This is a genomic window from Sulfuricaulis sp., assembly GCF_024653915.1.
Lineage (GTDB): Bacteria > Pseudomonadota > Gammaproteobacteria > Acidiferrobacterales > Sulfurifustaceae > Sulfuricaulis.
Genome location: NZ_JANLGY010000005.1, coordinates 1 through 14,293, shown reverse-complemented (window position 1 = coordinate 14,293; position 14,293 = coordinate 1). Strand labels below are relative to the sequence as shown.

Genomic DNA, 14,293 nt, shown 5'->3' with positions numbered 1-14,293 from the left:
GAATGAGCCGTAACCGAACCGCCCGGTTTTTCACGGGCGGTTTTTTTCTTGTTGTCGTCCTGCTCGCGGCCGGCTGCACGCCACTGCATACGGACCGGATACTTGCTACCGCCGAGGTGTTCCCGCAACCGGTGGAGCTGACGGCGGTGCCGTTTTTTCCGCAGGAGGAATACCAGTGCGGACCGGCGGCGCTGGCGACAGTACTCAACTGGAGCGGCGTCAACGTCACGCCCACGGAGCTGGCGCCGCAGGTTTATCTGCCCGAGCGCCAGGGCAGCCTGCAACTGGAGCTGATCGGCGCCGCGCGGCGTCATGGTCGCATCCCGTATGTGCTACAGCCGCAACTGGAGTCGCTGCTGGCCGAAGTCACCTCCGGCAATCCGGTGCTGATTCTGCAAAACCTGAGCCTGCCGTGGTACCCCCAGTGGCATTACGCCGTGGTCGTCGGATTTGATTTAGAGGGAGATAACATCGTGCTGCGCTCGGGAAAAGAAGAACGCCACGAAGTGCCGTTCAAGGTGTTCGAGCGCACCTGGCGCCGCTCGGGCTACTGGGCCCTGGTGGTCATGCCACCCTTCCAACTGCCTTTCACGGCCGAGGAAATTCCGTATGTTCAGGCGGTCGCGCCGTTCGAACGCCTGTCGCGCTGGACGGAAGCGGCGCTGGCGTATGCCACGGCGCTCACTCGCTGGCCCAAAAGCCTGGCAGCGCAGACGGGTCTGGGCAACAGTCGCTACGCCATGAATGATTTGCGCGGCGCGGAGCAGGTTTTACGGCTGGCGGCGAAGGATCATCCGCAGGCGGCCGTGGCGTTCAACAATCTTGCGCAAGTGCTCGCGGATCAAAACCGCTTGCCGGAGGCGCACGCAGCGGCGCTACGCGCGGTGGAACTCGGCGGACCGCAAAGTGAAACCTTCCGCGAGACCCTGAAGCAAATAGAAACAAAAATAGAAAACAAAAATTGAAATGAAAACTAATTAACCACGGGGAGCACGGGGAGTAAAAGTACAAGAAGACAGAGAGACCATTACATGCCTTTCCCCGTGTTCCCCGTGGTTTGAATTCATTTTGTCATGAGTTCTTAGTGCTTCGAAGCGGGTGGTTGCAATTCCTCGAACACCAGTTGCACGCCCACCCGCAGATATTCCACGATCTCCACCAGCGCCCGCGCCTCCTCCTCATCGGCCATCGAAGTATCCAGGTCGGCCTCGGAAAGGCGCGTGATGTCGCGGATGACCTCACCGGCGTCGCCGGTCTGGGCCTGCAGCTCATTCACGCCCCCGGCGTACAGGCCCAGCAAGTAACCGCGGCACCAGTCGGACAGCCCTTCGATCTGCTCGGCCAGGCTGTGTTCATCGCCGGGTAGCAGCGGGGCAAAATCGCATTCCATTCCACTCAGGCGAGCATGAGTCGAACGGTGCAGCGCCACGAGCAGTTGCGACAATGCCGTTGGCGGATTGGCCGCGTCGCGACCCAGCACCAGCCCTTCCCAAGCCACGCGCGCGCCCTCGGGGGCGCACAACACACCAGTGATGATGCCGTGCACCTCGGCCGCGCCGGTCGGCACACCCGCCTCGTGCAGCAGGCGCACCGCATCGTCATAGGCGGGAAGGTCAGGAGTGTTTTCCACGGTATGGATGGTACGCAAACAGCGGTCGGCAATGGGGGGACAAAAAGTCTACACCCCTCCGACGGCGACCGGAAGCGTTGACCCGATCGGGCGTCGGTCCTATAGTGAGCGACTATGGCAAGCGAAGATACCCGATTGGACAGCACGGACCTCAAGATTCTCGAGAGCCGCATCGATGAGCTCATCGAAACCTGCCGGCGGCTGAAAAACGAAAACCAGTCAGTGAAGTCGGACCAGAACAACCTCAGCGAACAGCATGCGCGCCTGATGGAAAAAACCCGTCACGCCCGCGCACGCATTGAAACCATGATCGACCGCCTCAAAGCCCTGGAGCGCAGCTGATATGAAGGAAACCCGCGACGGAGTAACGGTCACCATCCTCGGCAAGGATTTCATGGTCGCCTGTCCCGAAGACGAGCGTGCGGCGCTGGTCGCCGCCGCCGGCTATCTCGACAAAAAAATGCACGAGATTCAGGCTACCGGCAAGGTCATCGGTACCGAGCGCACCGCCGTCATGGCGGCGCTCAACATAGCGCATGAATTCCTCGACTTGCGCACCCGCGGCGGCATGGCGGTTGATACCGTGCAGAAAATCAAATTCCTCCAGACCAAGATCGACGCCGCCTTGCGCTGGGATGCGCAAACCCGCCAGGATGCGCAAACTCACCAATAGGTATATAGTTATATTGCGTCCCCTGCGGTGCGCGTGATTGCTCCAGTTATCCTCTGAACCTATAAGTGCTTTTAACGGGAGCCAGATTGTAGATGCTGTTGTGCAAGACCGCCTCGTAGCGGGAAGCCTGAAGCATCTCTGAGGCACCCACTTGAACCTCACGGTTCAAGGCTACGGAGCAACACGGCATCTGCGGAGGGCGTCTTTATTTTTGCCTTGCGATTCTTCAGTGCCCACGGAAAAAACCGAACTGCGTCGAAGCCTGCGCGCCCGGCGTAACGCCCTAGCCCCCGAAGACCAGCGCCTTGCCGCCGATCGTCTCGCGTCGAAAATTATCGGCACGCGCCTGTTTCTCACCAGCCGGCGCATCGCCTGCTATTTGCCGAACGACGGAGAAATAGACACCGCGCCCGTCATCGAACGCATCCGCCGCCTGCGCAAGACTCTATACCTGCCGGTAATTTCGCGCCTGTCGCACGACCGGCTCTGGTTTGCCGAGTCCAAGCCCAAAACCAGGCTTGTTCCCAATCGCTTCGGCATCCCGGAGCCAGCGGTGAAGTCTCGCGATCTGATACGCGCACAGGAACTTGACCTGATCCTCATGCCTCTCGTCGGTTTCGACGACCGTGGCAACCGGCTGGGTATGGGGGGAGGCTTTTACGACCGCAGTCTGGAATTTCTGCGCCACCGGAACCACTGGCGCAAGCCACATTTGCTTGGAATCGCGTATGATTTCCAGCGCGTCAACGGACTGACGGCCGATCCCTGGGACATCCCGCTACAGGGCGTCATCACGGACCAAACGGTCTATCTTTACTAACATACAGTCATTCGAATTAAAGGTAAGCGTCATGAATCTGCTCTTTATCGGCGACGTCGTAGGCCTTCCCGGGCGGCGCGCCATTGCCGACCAGCTCCCGGGCCTGCGTCAACGTCTCAAACTCGATCTCATCGTGGCCAACGCCGAAAACATCGCGGACGGAGCCGGCATCACCCGGAAAACCGCCAACGAGCTGTTCGCCGCCGGAGTAGACGTACTGTCCAACGGCAACCACGCCTGGGACAAGAAAGAAGCGCTCGAATACATCACCACTGAACCGCGGCTGCTGCGCCCGCACAATTATCCCGAGGGCACGCCCGGCACCGGTTGGCACGTGGCCACGACCCACGCCGGAGTCAAGGTCGGTATTCTCAATCTCATGGGCAACGTGTACATGCACCCGACGCTGGCCTGCCCCTTCGCCGCCGCCGACAGGGTGCTCGCCGCGAAACCGGATGACGTCAAGATCGTGCTGGTGGACCTGCACGCCGAAGTGACGAGCGAGAAAATGGCCATGGGCTGGTACCTCGACGGGCGCGTGAGCACCATGGTGGGCACACACACGCACGTGCCGACCGCCGACGAACGCATCCTGCCGCGCGGAACCGGCTATATCACCGACGTGGGAATGACCGGCTGTTACGATTCCGTCATCGGCATGGACACGCAGAAATCGCTCAAGCGCTTCGTGCACAAACTGCCGGAGCGCTTCGAGGTGGCGGAAGGCCTCGGCACCCTCTGCGGTGTGCTGCTCGATATCAACGAGCATAACGGCCTGTGCCGTTCTATCACGCGTCTGCGCGTATCGGAAGCCGTGGCGGATACTTCCATCAAGGTCGCCTAGCCGCGACATGTGGGAAAACCGCCGGTGAACTACTGGCTGATGAAATCCGAGCCACAGGCGTTCAGCATCACCGACCTGAAATCACGCCCGAAAAAAACCGAACACTGGGATGGTGTACGCAATTACCAGGCGCGCAATTTCATGCGTGCGATGAAAAAAGGCGACCTCGCGTTCTGCTATCATTCGAGCTGCGAAGCGCCAGGGGTTTATGGCATCATCGAGATCGCCCGCGCGGCCTACCCCGACCCCAGCGCCCGGGACCCGGAAAACCATCACTATGACCCACGGAGCACGCCGGAACGGCCCTTGTGGTACATGGTGGACGTGCGCTACAAACGTGAATTCAAGCGGCCGGTGACACTCACGGCCATCAAGATGCAGGCGGCATTGAAACAGATGCACCTGGTGCAGCGCGGCAGCCGGCTATCGGTCATGCCGGTCACGGCGAAACAATGGAACACGATCATGAAACTTACCGAGGAAAAATTTCCATGAAAAAACTTTTTACCGCATTAGTGATCTTTCTGTTCACCACCGGCTTGCCCGCCGCGGCCAAGGGACCGGCGGACAATCCGCGCGTGCGCGTGACGACCAGCTTGGGCGTCATCGAACTCGAGCTGGACGCCCAGCGCGCACCGGGGACGGTGAGAAACTTCATGAACTACGTCGAGAGCGGCTATTACAACGGCGTGATATTTCACCGCGTGATCCCCGGGTTCATGATCCAGGGCGGCGGCTTCGTGCCCGGCATGCGCGAAAAAACCACCGGCGTGCCGGTCAAGAACGAGGCCGACAATGGCCTGAAAAACCTCGCCGGCACCATCGCCATGGCGCGCACGTCCGACCCGCAATCCGCGGCGGCGCAGTTTTTTATCAATGCAGCCGATAATTCCTCTCTCGATCACCGCGACAAGACCGACCGCGGCTGGGGCTATGCCGTGTTCGGGAAGGTTACGAAGGGTATGGACGTGGTGAAGAAAATTGAATCGGTGCCGACTGGTTCCGTGGGGCCTTTCCAGGACGTGCCGAAGAAAGATGTGGTAATCGAGAAGGTGGAGTTGATCAAAGGAAAAAATTAAGCTTCAGTAGTCCGGATGAAGCGCAGCGCAATCCGGGAAATCACTTCAGTCGAGCAGCCTTCGGCCGCGCGCAGTCGGCGAAGCCGATACAACAGTCTGTTCCGTAGGTTAAGGCAAAAACCGCCAAACCCACCCTACATTTTTATAAAAAGAATTAGCTCAGAAACAGCTTATACGCCGGATTTCCCGTCTCCTCGGCATATTCGTAGCCGAGCGCATCGAGAAATTTCTGAAACGCCTTCTTGTCCCCGGGCGGGACCTGCATGCCGACCAGCACGCGGCCGAAGTCGGCGCCGTGGGAGCGGTAGTGAAATAAACTGATATTCCAGCGCCCGCCCATCTTGTCGAGGAAATTCATCAGCGCCCCCGGACGTTCCGGGAATTCGAAGCGGTAAAGGATTTCATTGACAGCGTTCGGCGTGCGGCCGCCGACGAGGTGGCGGATGTGCAGCTTGGCCATCTCGTTGTCGGTCATGTCGAGCGTGGCGTAACCGTGCTTGCGCAGCGCGCCCATGAGCTTGCGCGCGTCCACGGTGTCCGGCGGGACCTGCACGCCGACAAAGATGTGCGCGTTCTTCGGATCATCGAAGCGGTAATTGAATTCGGTGACGTTGTGATCGCCGAGAATGGTGCAGAACTGCTTGAGTGCGCCGGGGCGCTCGGGGATGGTGACCGCAAACAGCGCCTCGCGCCGCTCGCCGATCTCGGCACGCTCGGCCACGTGCCGCAGCCGGTCGAAATTCACGTTCGCGCCGGAGGCGATGGCGACCAGATTCTTGCCCTTGAGTCGCTTCCGCTCGGCGTAGCGTTTGAGACCCGCAAAGGCGAGTGCACCGGCCGGTTCGAGGATGATGCGGCGGTCCTCGAAGATATCCTTGATCGCGGCGCAGATTTCGTCATTCGTGACCACGACCATGTCATCCACGAACTGCCGCGCCAGTTTGAACGTCTCCTTGCCAACCTGGCGCACCGCCACGCCGTCGGCAAAAATGCCGACGTGATCGAGCATGATGCGCTTGCCGGCCTTGAGCGAGAGGTCCATGGCGTCGGCGTCTTCCGGCTCGACGCCGATGATCTTTACCTCGGGACGCAGTTGCTTGATGTACACCGCGATACCGGCGATTAATCCGCCGCCGCCCACGGGGACGAACACGGCTTCGAGCGGTCCGGTGTGCTGCTTCAGGATTTCCATGCCGATGGTGCCCTGCCCCGCGATCACCTCGGGGTCATCGTAGGGATGCACGAAAGTTAATTTTCTTTTAGTCGCGATTTCGCACGCGTGGGCATAAGCCTCGTCGTAGTTGTCGCCATGCAGCACCACCTGACCGCCAAGGTTGCGCACGGCATCGATCTTGATACGCGGGGTGGTACGTGGCATGACGATGGTCGCCTTCGTACCCAGTTTCGCGGCCGCCAGCGCCACGCCCTGTGCATGATTGCCAGCCGAAGCCGCCACCACGCCTTTTTTCAGCTCCGCCTTCGGTAGGCCCGCCATTTTGTTATACGCCCCACGACACTTGAACGAGAAAACAGGCTGCTCGTCCTCGCGCTTGAGCCAGACGTGGTTGCCGGTGCGACGCGACAGGATGGGAGCAAGTTCAAGGGGCGTTTCACGCGCCACGTCGTACACGCGCGCGTTGACGATGGCTTTTAGATATTTCCGGGGCATTTTCAGTAATTTATCAGATCGGATGCTTCATTATCACACGAATAATAGGTATTCTGGCGCCCTTTCAGGCATCACGGGAACGGCATGACTCTGGACGAAAAGAAAAAAGCGGTGGCGTTGGCGGCACTGGAATACGTCGAATCCGGCTGGGTGATCGGTGTCGGCACCGGCTCCACCGCCAATCACTTCATTGATGGGCTGGCCAAAATCAAGGGCAAGCTCGACGGCGCGGTGGCGAGCTCCAACGCCACGGCCGAGCGGCTGAAAAAGGCAGGCATTCCGGTGCTCGAACTCAACGCCACCGGCGACTTGCCGTTGTACGTAGACGGCGCCGACGAGGCCACCAAGCATTTGCATCTGATCAAGGGCGGCGGCGGCGCGCTCACGCGCGAGAAAATCGTCGCGGCCGCCAGCCGGAAATTTGTCTGCATCGCGGACGACTCCAAACTCGTCGACGTGCTCGGCAAGTTCCCGCTGCCGGTCGAGGTGATCCCGATGGCGCGCAGCCTGGTGGCGCGCCGGATTGTGGAACTCGGCGGCCAGCCGGTGCTGCGGGATAATTTCAAAACTGACAATGGCAACATCATTCTCGACGTACACAACCTGAATATTCTCAATCCGGTGGAACTGGAAGAGAGGCTCGACCACCTCGCCGGTGTCGTTACAAACGGATTATTTGCCCGCCGCCCGGCGGACGTGCTGCTGCTGGCCTCGGATCAGGGCGTCAAAACGCTGACCTGATTAGCGCGCCTCCGCATACAGCCAGCCGCGGCGTACCATCCATTTCTCGATCTCGACAGCGATAAAGACTGTCGACGACAGCAGGAGACAGATCCCCAGTTCGGCCACCGTCAACGGCTGGGTATGAAAAATCGGATTGAGCGCCGGGACGTAAATGGTGGCGAGCTGCAGCACAAAGGTCAGCAACACCGCGCCCAGCAGCGGCAGGTTGGTGGTGAATCCACGTGTAAACAGTGATTCGGTCTCGGAACGGATCGCCAGCACGTGCGTCATTTGCGACAGCGTCAATACGGTAAACACCATGGTTTGCCAGTGAGCGTCGCCGATACTGATGGCCCAGGCCTGCGTAACGAGACACAGCGCCGTGATCAACCCGCCGACCCACAGGATATGCTGCCAGATGCCATGCGCAAACAGGCTTTCCCGCGGCGGTCGCGGCGGTCGCTGCATGATGCCCTGCTCCTGCGGTTCAACAGCAAGCGCCAGGCCTGGCAGGCCGTCGGTCACTAGGTTTACCCACAGGATGTGAATCGGCAACAGCGGAATCGGCAGACCGAGAAACGGTGCCAGAAACAGCGTGCCGATCTCGCCGGAATTGCCGGTCATGACGAAGCGCACGAACTTGCGGATATTGTCGAAAATGCGCCGGCCCTCGCGCACCGCCGCGACGATGCTGGCGAAGTTGTCATCCAGCAGGATCATGTGCCCGGCCTCCTTGGCGACGTCGGTGCCGGTGATGCCCATGGCAATGCCGATATCGGCGCGCTTGAGCGCCGGGGCATCGTTGACGCCGTCGCCAGTCATGGCGACATACTCGCCCTTGTCCTGTAACGCCTGCACGATCTTGATTTTCTGCTCCGGCGCCACGCGCGCGTACACGCGCACGCGCTCGACATGCTCTTCGAATTGCGCCATGTCCAGACGCGCCAGCTCGCGCCCGCTGAGCACCTCGCCGCCTTCATCGATGATGCCGAGGCGCGTGGCGATGGCGCGCGCGGTAGCCGGGTGATCGCCGGTGATCATCACCGGCGTGATACCCGCGGTGCGGCACAGTTGCACCGCCTCGCGCGCCTCGGCGCGTGGCGGGTCCAGTAGCCCGACCAGCCCGGCGAAGGTCAGCCGGTTCTCGACGATTTCCGCCTCCAAAGGTTCCGGCAGCGCGGGCCAGCGCCGGAACGCCACCGCCAGTACCCGCAGACCATCGGTGGCCATGCGTTCGACGACTTCCTCCACCGCGCCGCGATCGAGTGCCTCCACGCCCTTGGCGCCCAGCCGATCGTGACACAGCGGCAGCACATGTTCTGGTGCGCCCTTGGTGAAGGCGATAACGCCATCACCCTCGCGATGCAGCGTGGTCATGCGCGCGCGCTCAGAATCGAAGGCGATCTCGGCCAACCGCGGTTGTGTCTGGCTCAATATGGCCTTGTCAGCGCCGGCCTGACGCGCGGCCTGATACAGCGCTACTTCCGTGGGATCACCGATGATTTTATTACCCGTCGTCGGGCGCGCGTCATTGCTGAGCGCCAGTGCAGCCACCAGTGTGCGCCACGGCTCCCGCGTCACAGCATCGGCCGGCAAGGACCGCGTCACCAGCGTGTCGGCGTAAACCTCCTCCACCCGCATGCGGTTTTCGGTGAGCGTGCCGGTCTTGTCGGAACAGATGAAGGTCACCGACCCGAGCGTTTCGACCGCCGGCAGTTTGCGGATGAGCGCGTTCTGGCTGGCCAGCTTGCGCGCACCGAGTGCGAGCGACACCGTCACCACCGCTGGCAGCGCCTCGGGGATCGCCGCCACGGCGAGACTGATAGCAGTCAGCAGCATGAGCAGCAGCGGCTCGCCACGCAACAGTCCTGTCACGAACATGATGGCGCAGATCGCCAGCACCGCGATCGCGAGCAAGCGCCCGAAGCGGGTGAGGCGCTTCTGCAGCGGCGTTTTGACCTCGCCTGCCGCGCGCAACAGCGCTGCGATCCGGCCCAGTTCGGTCTCCATGCCCGTCGCCACCACCACGCCGCGGCCACGGCCGTAGGTGACGAGCGTGCCCTTGTAGGCCATGTTGCGCCGGTCGCCGAGCGGCAGTTCCGATTCGTGCATGACACGCACCAGCTTTTCCACCGGCTGCGATTCGCCTGTCAGCGCCGCCTCTTCGATCTTGAGCTGTACCGCTTCGATCAGCCGCAGGTCGGCCGGCAGCGCATTGCCGGCCTCGATCAGCACCACGTCGCCGGGCACGAGCTCGACGACCGGGACAATCTGCGATGTGCCCTCGCGCACGACATGGGCGCTGAGCGCCGCCATCTGCTTGAGCACGGCAATCGCGCGGTCGGCGCGATACTCCTGCACGAAACCGACCACGGCATTCAACACAATGATTGCGAGAATGACGATGGTATCGACCACGTCACCGATCAGACCCGAGATGACCGCCGCGGCGATCAGTACCAGGATCATGAAATCGGTGAACTGCCCAAGAAACATGGCGATGGGACCACGCCGCCGGCCTTCACGGATCTCGTTCGTGCCGTACTGCTCGCGGCGTCGGCGCACCTCGTCCTCACTCAAGCCGGCATGCGGGTCAACACCCAAACGGCGGACGACTTCCTCCGTTGGCAACTGATACCAGGTGGGTGAGTTTACGTCGGCCGCCATGTTAGTTCAGTGCATGATACGGTTGATCTGGATGTTGAGTTTCTTGATACGGTGCCAGAGACTGCGCTCGGAGATCCCCAAGCGCTTGGCGGCGTGCGCCTGTACACCTTTGGTCTGCGCCAGCGCCTCGAGAATCATGCGGCGCTCCACTTCTTCCAGCCAGCGATCGAGATCTTTTTTTCCCAAATTGTCGAGCGTCAATCCTTCGCCGGCGGACGAACCGGTCTGCACGGCAATCGCTCCCGGCAAATCTTCGACGTCGATGGTCTTGCCCCGGCATGTCAGGAGCGAACGCTCAACGGTGTTGCGCAGCTCCCGGATGTTGCCGGGCCAGGGATAACGCTCCAGCCGTTCCAGCGCCGCCGGCGAAAAAGCCGTCACTTTCTTGTCCATCTCGGCCGCCAGTTCGTGCAGGAAAGTCTGGGCCAGCAGCGGGATGTCTTCGCGGCGGCGGCGCAGCGGGGGCACGACAATGCTGTAAACGTCCAGACGGTAGAGCAGGTCCTCGCGGAATTTGCTTTCTTGCACCAGCAGCTTCAGGTCGCGGTTGGTCGCGGCGATGAAGCGCACGTCCACGGCGCGGACCTGGTTCGAACCCACCGGCGAGAACTCGCGCTCCTGCAACACTCGCAGGAGTTTCGACTGCAGCGAAGCATCGAGATCGGCAATCTCGTCCAGAAATAGTGTCCCGCCTTGCGCTTGCTCGACCCGGCCGGCGCGGTTGTGCGAAGCACCCGTGAATGCGCCCTTGACGTAGCCGAACAGCTCGGACTCCAGGAGGTCCCGCGGAATCGCGGAACAATTGAGGGCGACCCACGGGCGCTCGCGCCGCGGCGAAAGCTCGTGGATGGTGCGCGCCACCAGTTCCTTGCCGGTACCGGATTCGCCCGTAATCAGCACACCGGTCTTGTACGGCGCCACGCGCCGTATCTCCTCGAGCAGTTGTTGCGCAACCCGGCTCTCCCCGGCCAGGCGTTTTGTGCCGCGCGACTCGCTCACCTCGGCCTTGAGCCGGGCATTTTCACGCAGGATGTCGCGTAGCTTGATGGCGTTGTGCACCGCGATCTCGAGCTGTTCCGGCTCGAACGGCTTGGTGAGGTAGTCGGCCGCGCCGTCGTGAATGCTCTTGACCGCGGAGCGGATCGTGCCGTGCGCCGTGACGATGATCACCGGCACGTCCGGGCGTTCCTTGCGGCAACGGACGACAAATTCCTCGCCGCCCATACCGGGCATACGCAGATCGGTCAGTACCACATCGAGATTCGGGTTCTGCGCATGCGCCAGCGCGGCCTCGCCACTGTCAGCTACCAGCACGTCATGTCCGGCACCTTCCAGCACCATGCGCATCACCGTCTGCATGTTCTGCTCGTCGTCCACTATCAGCACGGTGCGCTTCATGAAACAATCTCCTCAGAATCCCTGATAAAAAGAAAAGAATTAGACAGGATTTACAGGATTAAAAAAAGATTAACAGGATTTCTTAATCTTTCAAAACGATGAGCCAGGGAAAGCGCAGCGCTGGCGAAGAGCCCGCGATAGCCGCACTACCGTGCGGCGTAGAGTCATTGTGGCGTTTCTCAGCCGCAGGACGGTCGCGGCAACAGAATACGCCGCGAGACCGAAGGCGTTTGGCACACGGGACGTGCCAAACGTTTACTGAGGGCCGCGGCACTCCGGATCTTTAATCCTGTGAATCCTGAAAAATCTTGTTAGTCCTGTCCATTGCATCTGTTAAAGATTCTCATGCATTGGAAAGCGCATGACAAACCGGGCACCGTTGCCTTCCGGTGGCAAGGCCTCTAGCCGGCCGCCGTTCGCTTCCGCCAGGGTGTAGGCAATGGTAAGGCCGAGACCGGTGCCCTGTTCCTTGGTGGTGAAGAACGGCTCGAACAGGCGCGGCATAATCTCGGCCGGCACGCCCGGCCCGTTGTCTTCGACCGACAAGTACACGACCCCGTCTTCCATGCCGGAACTGATCCAGAATTTTCTCTCTTTTCCACTCATCGCCTGCAGGGCGTTGGTAAAGATATTGCCCCAGGCCTGCTGCAACAATCCGGCGTCGGCCTGAATTTTTGCATCATGGTGCTGGAAGGCCTTGTGCACGGTGACCGCCGTGGCGCCGGCCAGTGCCAACTCAAGGGCACGCTCCAGTGGCTGGGAGGGATCGATGATGGCGAAATTCGGCTGACGGTGGCGCGACAGCTGCAAAAAATCCTGCACCAGGTTGGCGACGCGCAGACTTTCCTCGCGGATCATGCGTGTCAGCTCGGCCTTCTTCTCCGGGGCATAATCCGGCTTGTCGAGCAGCGCCGCCGAGGTGTTGATGATGCCGATAGGATTGCGGATCTCGTGCGCCAGTGCCGCCGACAGTTCGCCCATGGCGGAAAGCTTGTCCTTCTGGAATCGCAGCGCCTGCTCATCACGCGCCTCGCGCAGCCGCGCGGCCATGGCATTGAATGCCTTGGCCAGATCGCCCAGTTCGTCGTCCGACGTAATGGGCACATTGGCATTAAAGTTCTGGCCCGCGAGCTGCATCACGCCGTTGCGCAAGTACTGAAGCGGCCGCACGACCAGTCGCGAAAGCAGCAGACCCGCCAAACCACCGATCACCACGCCGAGCAGCGAAATCGACAGAAACAGCGTGACTCGGTTGGTGAGCACCTCCTGCACCCCGCGGCGATCCAGTCCACTGAACATGATCGCTTCGACCCGTCCAGTGGGATCCACGATAGGCGTATACAGGCCGCGGAACTGCCCGTTCTCGGCCTCCAGACTGTAAAAGGGTTTTTTGCTTTTCTCCAGCAGGGTGAGCGCTGCCGGCGGCAGATGTTCGAGCGCGATGATCTTGCCGGGGGAGGAGAATAAATCGTAATAATTTTTTCCTTCGCGGTAATAAAGTCGCGCCTTCAGGCCGGTGAGCTGCGCCAGCTCGTCCGTGAAGTCCTGGCCCAGCAAACTGCCCAGCACCAGGTAGTACCGCGGTGTGCCACGACGCGGGATGGGTGTGATGCCTACCGCCGCCAGCATGGTCTGCTGCCGTGTCACGACCTTGAGCACAGCCTCCGTCTGGCCCCGCTCCCACAGGGCGCTCACCTTCACCGGTATAGACGAATACACCAGCTTCTTGTCCGGCGTGTAGAGCTGGATGAGATTAATGCTCAATTCCTGAGAGATGCGTTGCACCGGTAACGGAATGGCATCGGCAGGTGATCGCTCAACGTTGGCGACAAAGCCCGCGTCATCGGCCAGAACGCGTCCCAGCATCACGGCGTCGTTTTGATACGCCTGGAGCCAGTTCTGGTTGGCGCGTGCGGCTTCGATAATCCATTGTTCAAGCCGCCTCTCGAAACTGATTGACACCCACTCGGCGGCCAACCATCCAGCCACCAACATCGGCACAATCACGATCACCGATATCACCAGCAATACCTTGCGCTGGAGACGACCAAGCTTGAGCAAACGCAGGGGCATGTTTTTCTGAAATTCCCAAGGCTACAAATTTTGAAGCTCGCTACAAAATGCAAGCTTAGCGCAGCCCAGAGTATATATTTAACTGATTGATATTAATTGTAAATATACATGGCACAGCGATTGCTATTGTGTCCTGCAATGATGCCAAGGATCCCTGCATCCTGATCATCAGACTTCCCATTTGCTGTTTACCTCAAGGAGCCTTTGGTATGAAAAAGTCGCTGACCACCCTGTTTGCCCTGGCGTTCGCCATGATGTTTGGCCTGGTGCATGTCGCCAGCGCGATGAAGCATGAAGCCCCGGCCGGCGCTGCCGCGGCGGAAGCCAAGAAGGAAATGACCAAAGAAGAAAAGAAGGAAATGAAGAAAGAGAAGAAGATGAAGAAGAAGGCCGCCAAAAAAGAAGCGAAAGAAATGAAGAAAGACGACATGAAGGGCGCGACCCCGGCTGCTCCTGCGACCCCGGCTGCTCCTGCCAAGTAATCGCGTTAAATTTTTTGTTTTAAGTCACACCAAAGCGCCCCGAATGGGGCGCTTTGTTTTTGCGAGGTCTTTAGAACCCCGAACCAATTAGAAGAGAAAAAATTTGACAGGATTTACAGGGCGAAGCGGGGTAGTCGCCGATGTACTTAACGTACATCGGCGCCGCTGAGCGCCCGCACAGGGATGTGCGGGCCGGGGTTTATCGGGGTTTCTGTCGCGACGCCAGGGAGGGCGT

The 14,293-nt window shown here is 60.4% G+C and carries 14 protein-coding genes and 1 other RNA gene; 10 read left to right on the top strand and 5 right to left on the bottom strand.

Translation table 11 applies throughout. The features are described 5' to 3' along the window. Nucleotides 1-2: 2 nt before the first annotated feature. Nucleotides 3-965 (top strand): PA2778 family cysteine peptidase, encoded by a 963-nt coding sequence (locus NUV55_RS02405; RefSeq protein ID WP_296670059.1) that lies wholly within the window; start codon nt 3-5, stop codon nt 963-965. A gap of 116 nt (nt 966-1,081) precedes the next feature. Here the strand turns inward: NUV55_RS02405 and NUV55_RS02400 are convergent, their stop codons facing one another. Then, the gene (locus tag NUV55_RS02400; RefSeq protein WP_296670057.1) at nt 1,082-1,630 is read right to left on the bottom strand and encodes a UPF0149 family protein; all 549 of its coding nucleotides are present in this window, start codon (nt 1,628-1,630) and stop codon (nt 1,082-1,084) included. Between the two features lie 114 nt (nt 1,631-1,744). Between NUV55_RS02400 and NUV55_RS02395 the strand changes: the two genes are divergently transcribed. The 7 genes from NUV55_RS02395 to NUV55_RS02365 all read left to right on the top strand — a co-directional run bounded on the left by NUV55_RS02395 (nt 1,745) and on the right by NUV55_RS02365 (nt 5,046). Continuing rightward, on the top strand, nt 1,745-1,972 hold the full coding sequence (locus tag NUV55_RS02395; RefSeq protein WP_296670055.1) for a TIGR02449 family protein: 228 nt from the start codon (nt 1,745-1,747) through the stop codon (nt 1,970-1,972). Nucleotide 1,973: 1 nt separating this feature from the next. After that, nucleotides 1,974-2,303: a cell division protein ZapA gene (locus NUV55_RS02390; RefSeq protein ID WP_296670052.1), complete on the top strand. Its 330-nt coding sequence runs from the start codon at nt 1,974-1,976 to the stop codon at nt 2,301-2,303. A 16-nt stretch (nt 2,304-2,319) separates the two neighbouring features. Then, a non-coding RNA gene (gene ssrS / locus NUV55_RS02385) (6S RNA) lies at nt 2,320-2,506 on the top strand. 26 nt (nt 2,507-2,532) lie between these two features. After that, complete coding sequence (locus NUV55_RS02380) at nt 2,533-3,123, top strand: 5-formyltetrahydrofolate cyclo-ligase (RefSeq protein ID WP_296670051.1); 591 nt, start codon at nt 2,533-2,535, stop codon at nt 3,121-3,123. 31 nt (nt 3,124-3,154) lie between these two features. Next, a complete protein-coding gene (locus NUV55_RS02375) occupies nt 3,155-3,967 on the top strand; it encodes a TIGR00282 family metallophosphoesterase (RefSeq protein WP_296670048.1) in 813 nt (270 codons plus the stop codon). 24 nt (nt 3,968-3,991) lie between these two features. Beyond that, complete coding sequence (locus NUV55_RS02370) at nt 3,992-4,462, top strand: EVE domain-containing protein (RefSeq protein WP_296670047.1); 471 nt, start codon at nt 3,992-3,994, stop codon at nt 4,460-4,462. After that, nucleotides 4,459-5,046 (top strand): peptidylprolyl isomerase, encoded by a 588-nt coding sequence (locus NUV55_RS02365; protein ID WP_296670045.1) that lies wholly within the window; start codon nt 4,459-4,461, stop codon nt 5,044-5,046. Before NUV55_RS02370 ends, NUV55_RS02365 begins: the two co-directional genes overlap by 4 nt. A 154-nt stretch (nt 5,047-5,200) precedes the next feature. On the opposite strand, the gene ilvA is transcribed toward NUV55_RS02365, so the two are convergent. After that, nucleotides 5,201-6,715 carry a threonine ammonia-lyase, biosynthetic gene (gene ilvA / locus NUV55_RS02360; protein ID WP_296670043.1) on the bottom strand — a complete coding sequence of 505 codons (1,515 nt, stop codon included), beginning with the start codon at nt 6,713-6,715 and terminating at the stop codon, nt 5,201-5,203. Between the two features lie 84 nt (nt 6,716-6,799). Between ilvA and rpiA the strand changes: the two genes are divergently transcribed. Further along, nucleotides 6,800-7,456 carry a ribose-5-phosphate isomerase RpiA gene (rpiA, locus tag NUV55_RS02355; RefSeq protein WP_296670042.1) on the top strand — a complete coding sequence of 219 codons (657 nt, stop codon included), beginning with the start codon at nt 6,800-6,802 and terminating at the stop codon, nt 7,454-7,456. Here the strand turns inward: rpiA and NUV55_RS02350 are convergent, their stop codons facing one another. The 3 genes from NUV55_RS02350 to NUV55_RS02340 form a co-directional block, all read right to left on the bottom strand. Beyond that, nucleotides 7,457-10,105, bottom strand: coding sequence for a calcium-translocating P-type ATPase, PMCA-type (locus NUV55_RS02350; RefSeq protein ID WP_296670040.1), 2,649 nt, complete (start codon nt 10,103-10,105; stop codon nt 7,457-7,459). Between the two features lie 6 nt (nt 10,106-10,111). Next, nucleotides 10,112-11,503: a sigma-54 dependent transcriptional regulator gene (locus NUV55_RS02345; RefSeq protein WP_296670038.1), complete on the bottom strand. Its 1,392-nt coding sequence runs from the start codon at nt 11,501-11,503 to the stop codon at nt 10,112-10,114. A gap of 333 nt (nt 11,504-11,836) precedes the next feature. Continuing rightward, on the bottom strand, nt 11,837-13,576 hold the full coding sequence (locus NUV55_RS02340; RefSeq protein WP_296670037.1) for an ATP-binding protein: 1,740 nt from the start codon (nt 13,574-13,576) through the stop codon (nt 11,837-11,839). A 209-nt stretch (nt 13,577-13,785) separates the two neighbouring features. On the opposite strand from NUV55_RS02340, the gene NUV55_RS02335 reads away from it, so the two are divergent. Continuing rightward, entirely contained in the window at nt 13,786-14,058 is a 273-nt protein-coding gene (locus tag NUV55_RS02335; RefSeq protein WP_296670034.1) for a hypothetical protein, read from the top strand. Nucleotides 14,059-14,293: the final 235 nt, after the last annotated feature.

Coding starts and splice junctions, on each gene's coding strand:
- NUV55_RS02365 (WP_296670045.1), top strand. CDS start 4,459: ATGAAAAAACTTTTTACCGCATTAGTGATCTTTCTGTTCACCACCGGC.
- NUV55_RS02395 (WP_296670055.1), top strand. CDS start 1,745: ATGGCAAGCGAAGATACCCGATTGGACAGCACGGACCTCAAGATTCTC.
- rpiA (WP_296670042.1), top strand. CDS start 6,800: ATGACTCTGGACGAAAAGAAAAAAGCGGTGGCGTTGGCGGCACTGGAA.
- NUV55_RS02335 (WP_296670034.1), top strand. CDS start 13,786: ATGAAAAAGTCGCTGACCACCCTGTTTGCCCTGGCGTTCGCCATGATG.
- ilvA (WP_296670043.1), bottom strand. CDS start 6,715: ATGCCCCGGAAATATCTAAAAGCCATCGTCAACGCGCGCGTGTACGAC.
- NUV55_RS02345 (WP_296670038.1), bottom strand. CDS start 11,503: ATGAAGCGCACCGTGCTGATAGTGGACGACGAGCAGAACATGCAGACG.
- NUV55_RS02340 (WP_296670037.1), bottom strand. CDS start 13,576: ATGCCCCTGCGTTTGCTCAAGCTTGGTCGTCTCCAGCGCAAGGTATTG.
- NUV55_RS02405 (WP_296670059.1), top strand. CDS start 3: ATGAGCCGTAACCGAACCGCCCGGTTTTTCACGGGCGGTTTTTTTCTT.
- NUV55_RS02390 (WP_296670052.1), top strand. CDS start 1,974: ATGAAGGAAACCCGCGACGGAGTAACGGTCACCATCCTCGGCAAGGAT.
- NUV55_RS02375 (WP_296670048.1), top strand. CDS start 3,155: ATGAATCTGCTCTTTATCGGCGACGTCGTAGGCCTTCCCGGGCGGCGC.
- NUV55_RS02350 (WP_296670040.1), bottom strand. CDS start 10,105: ATGGCGGCCGACGTAAACTCACCCACCTGGTATCAGTTGCCAACGGAG.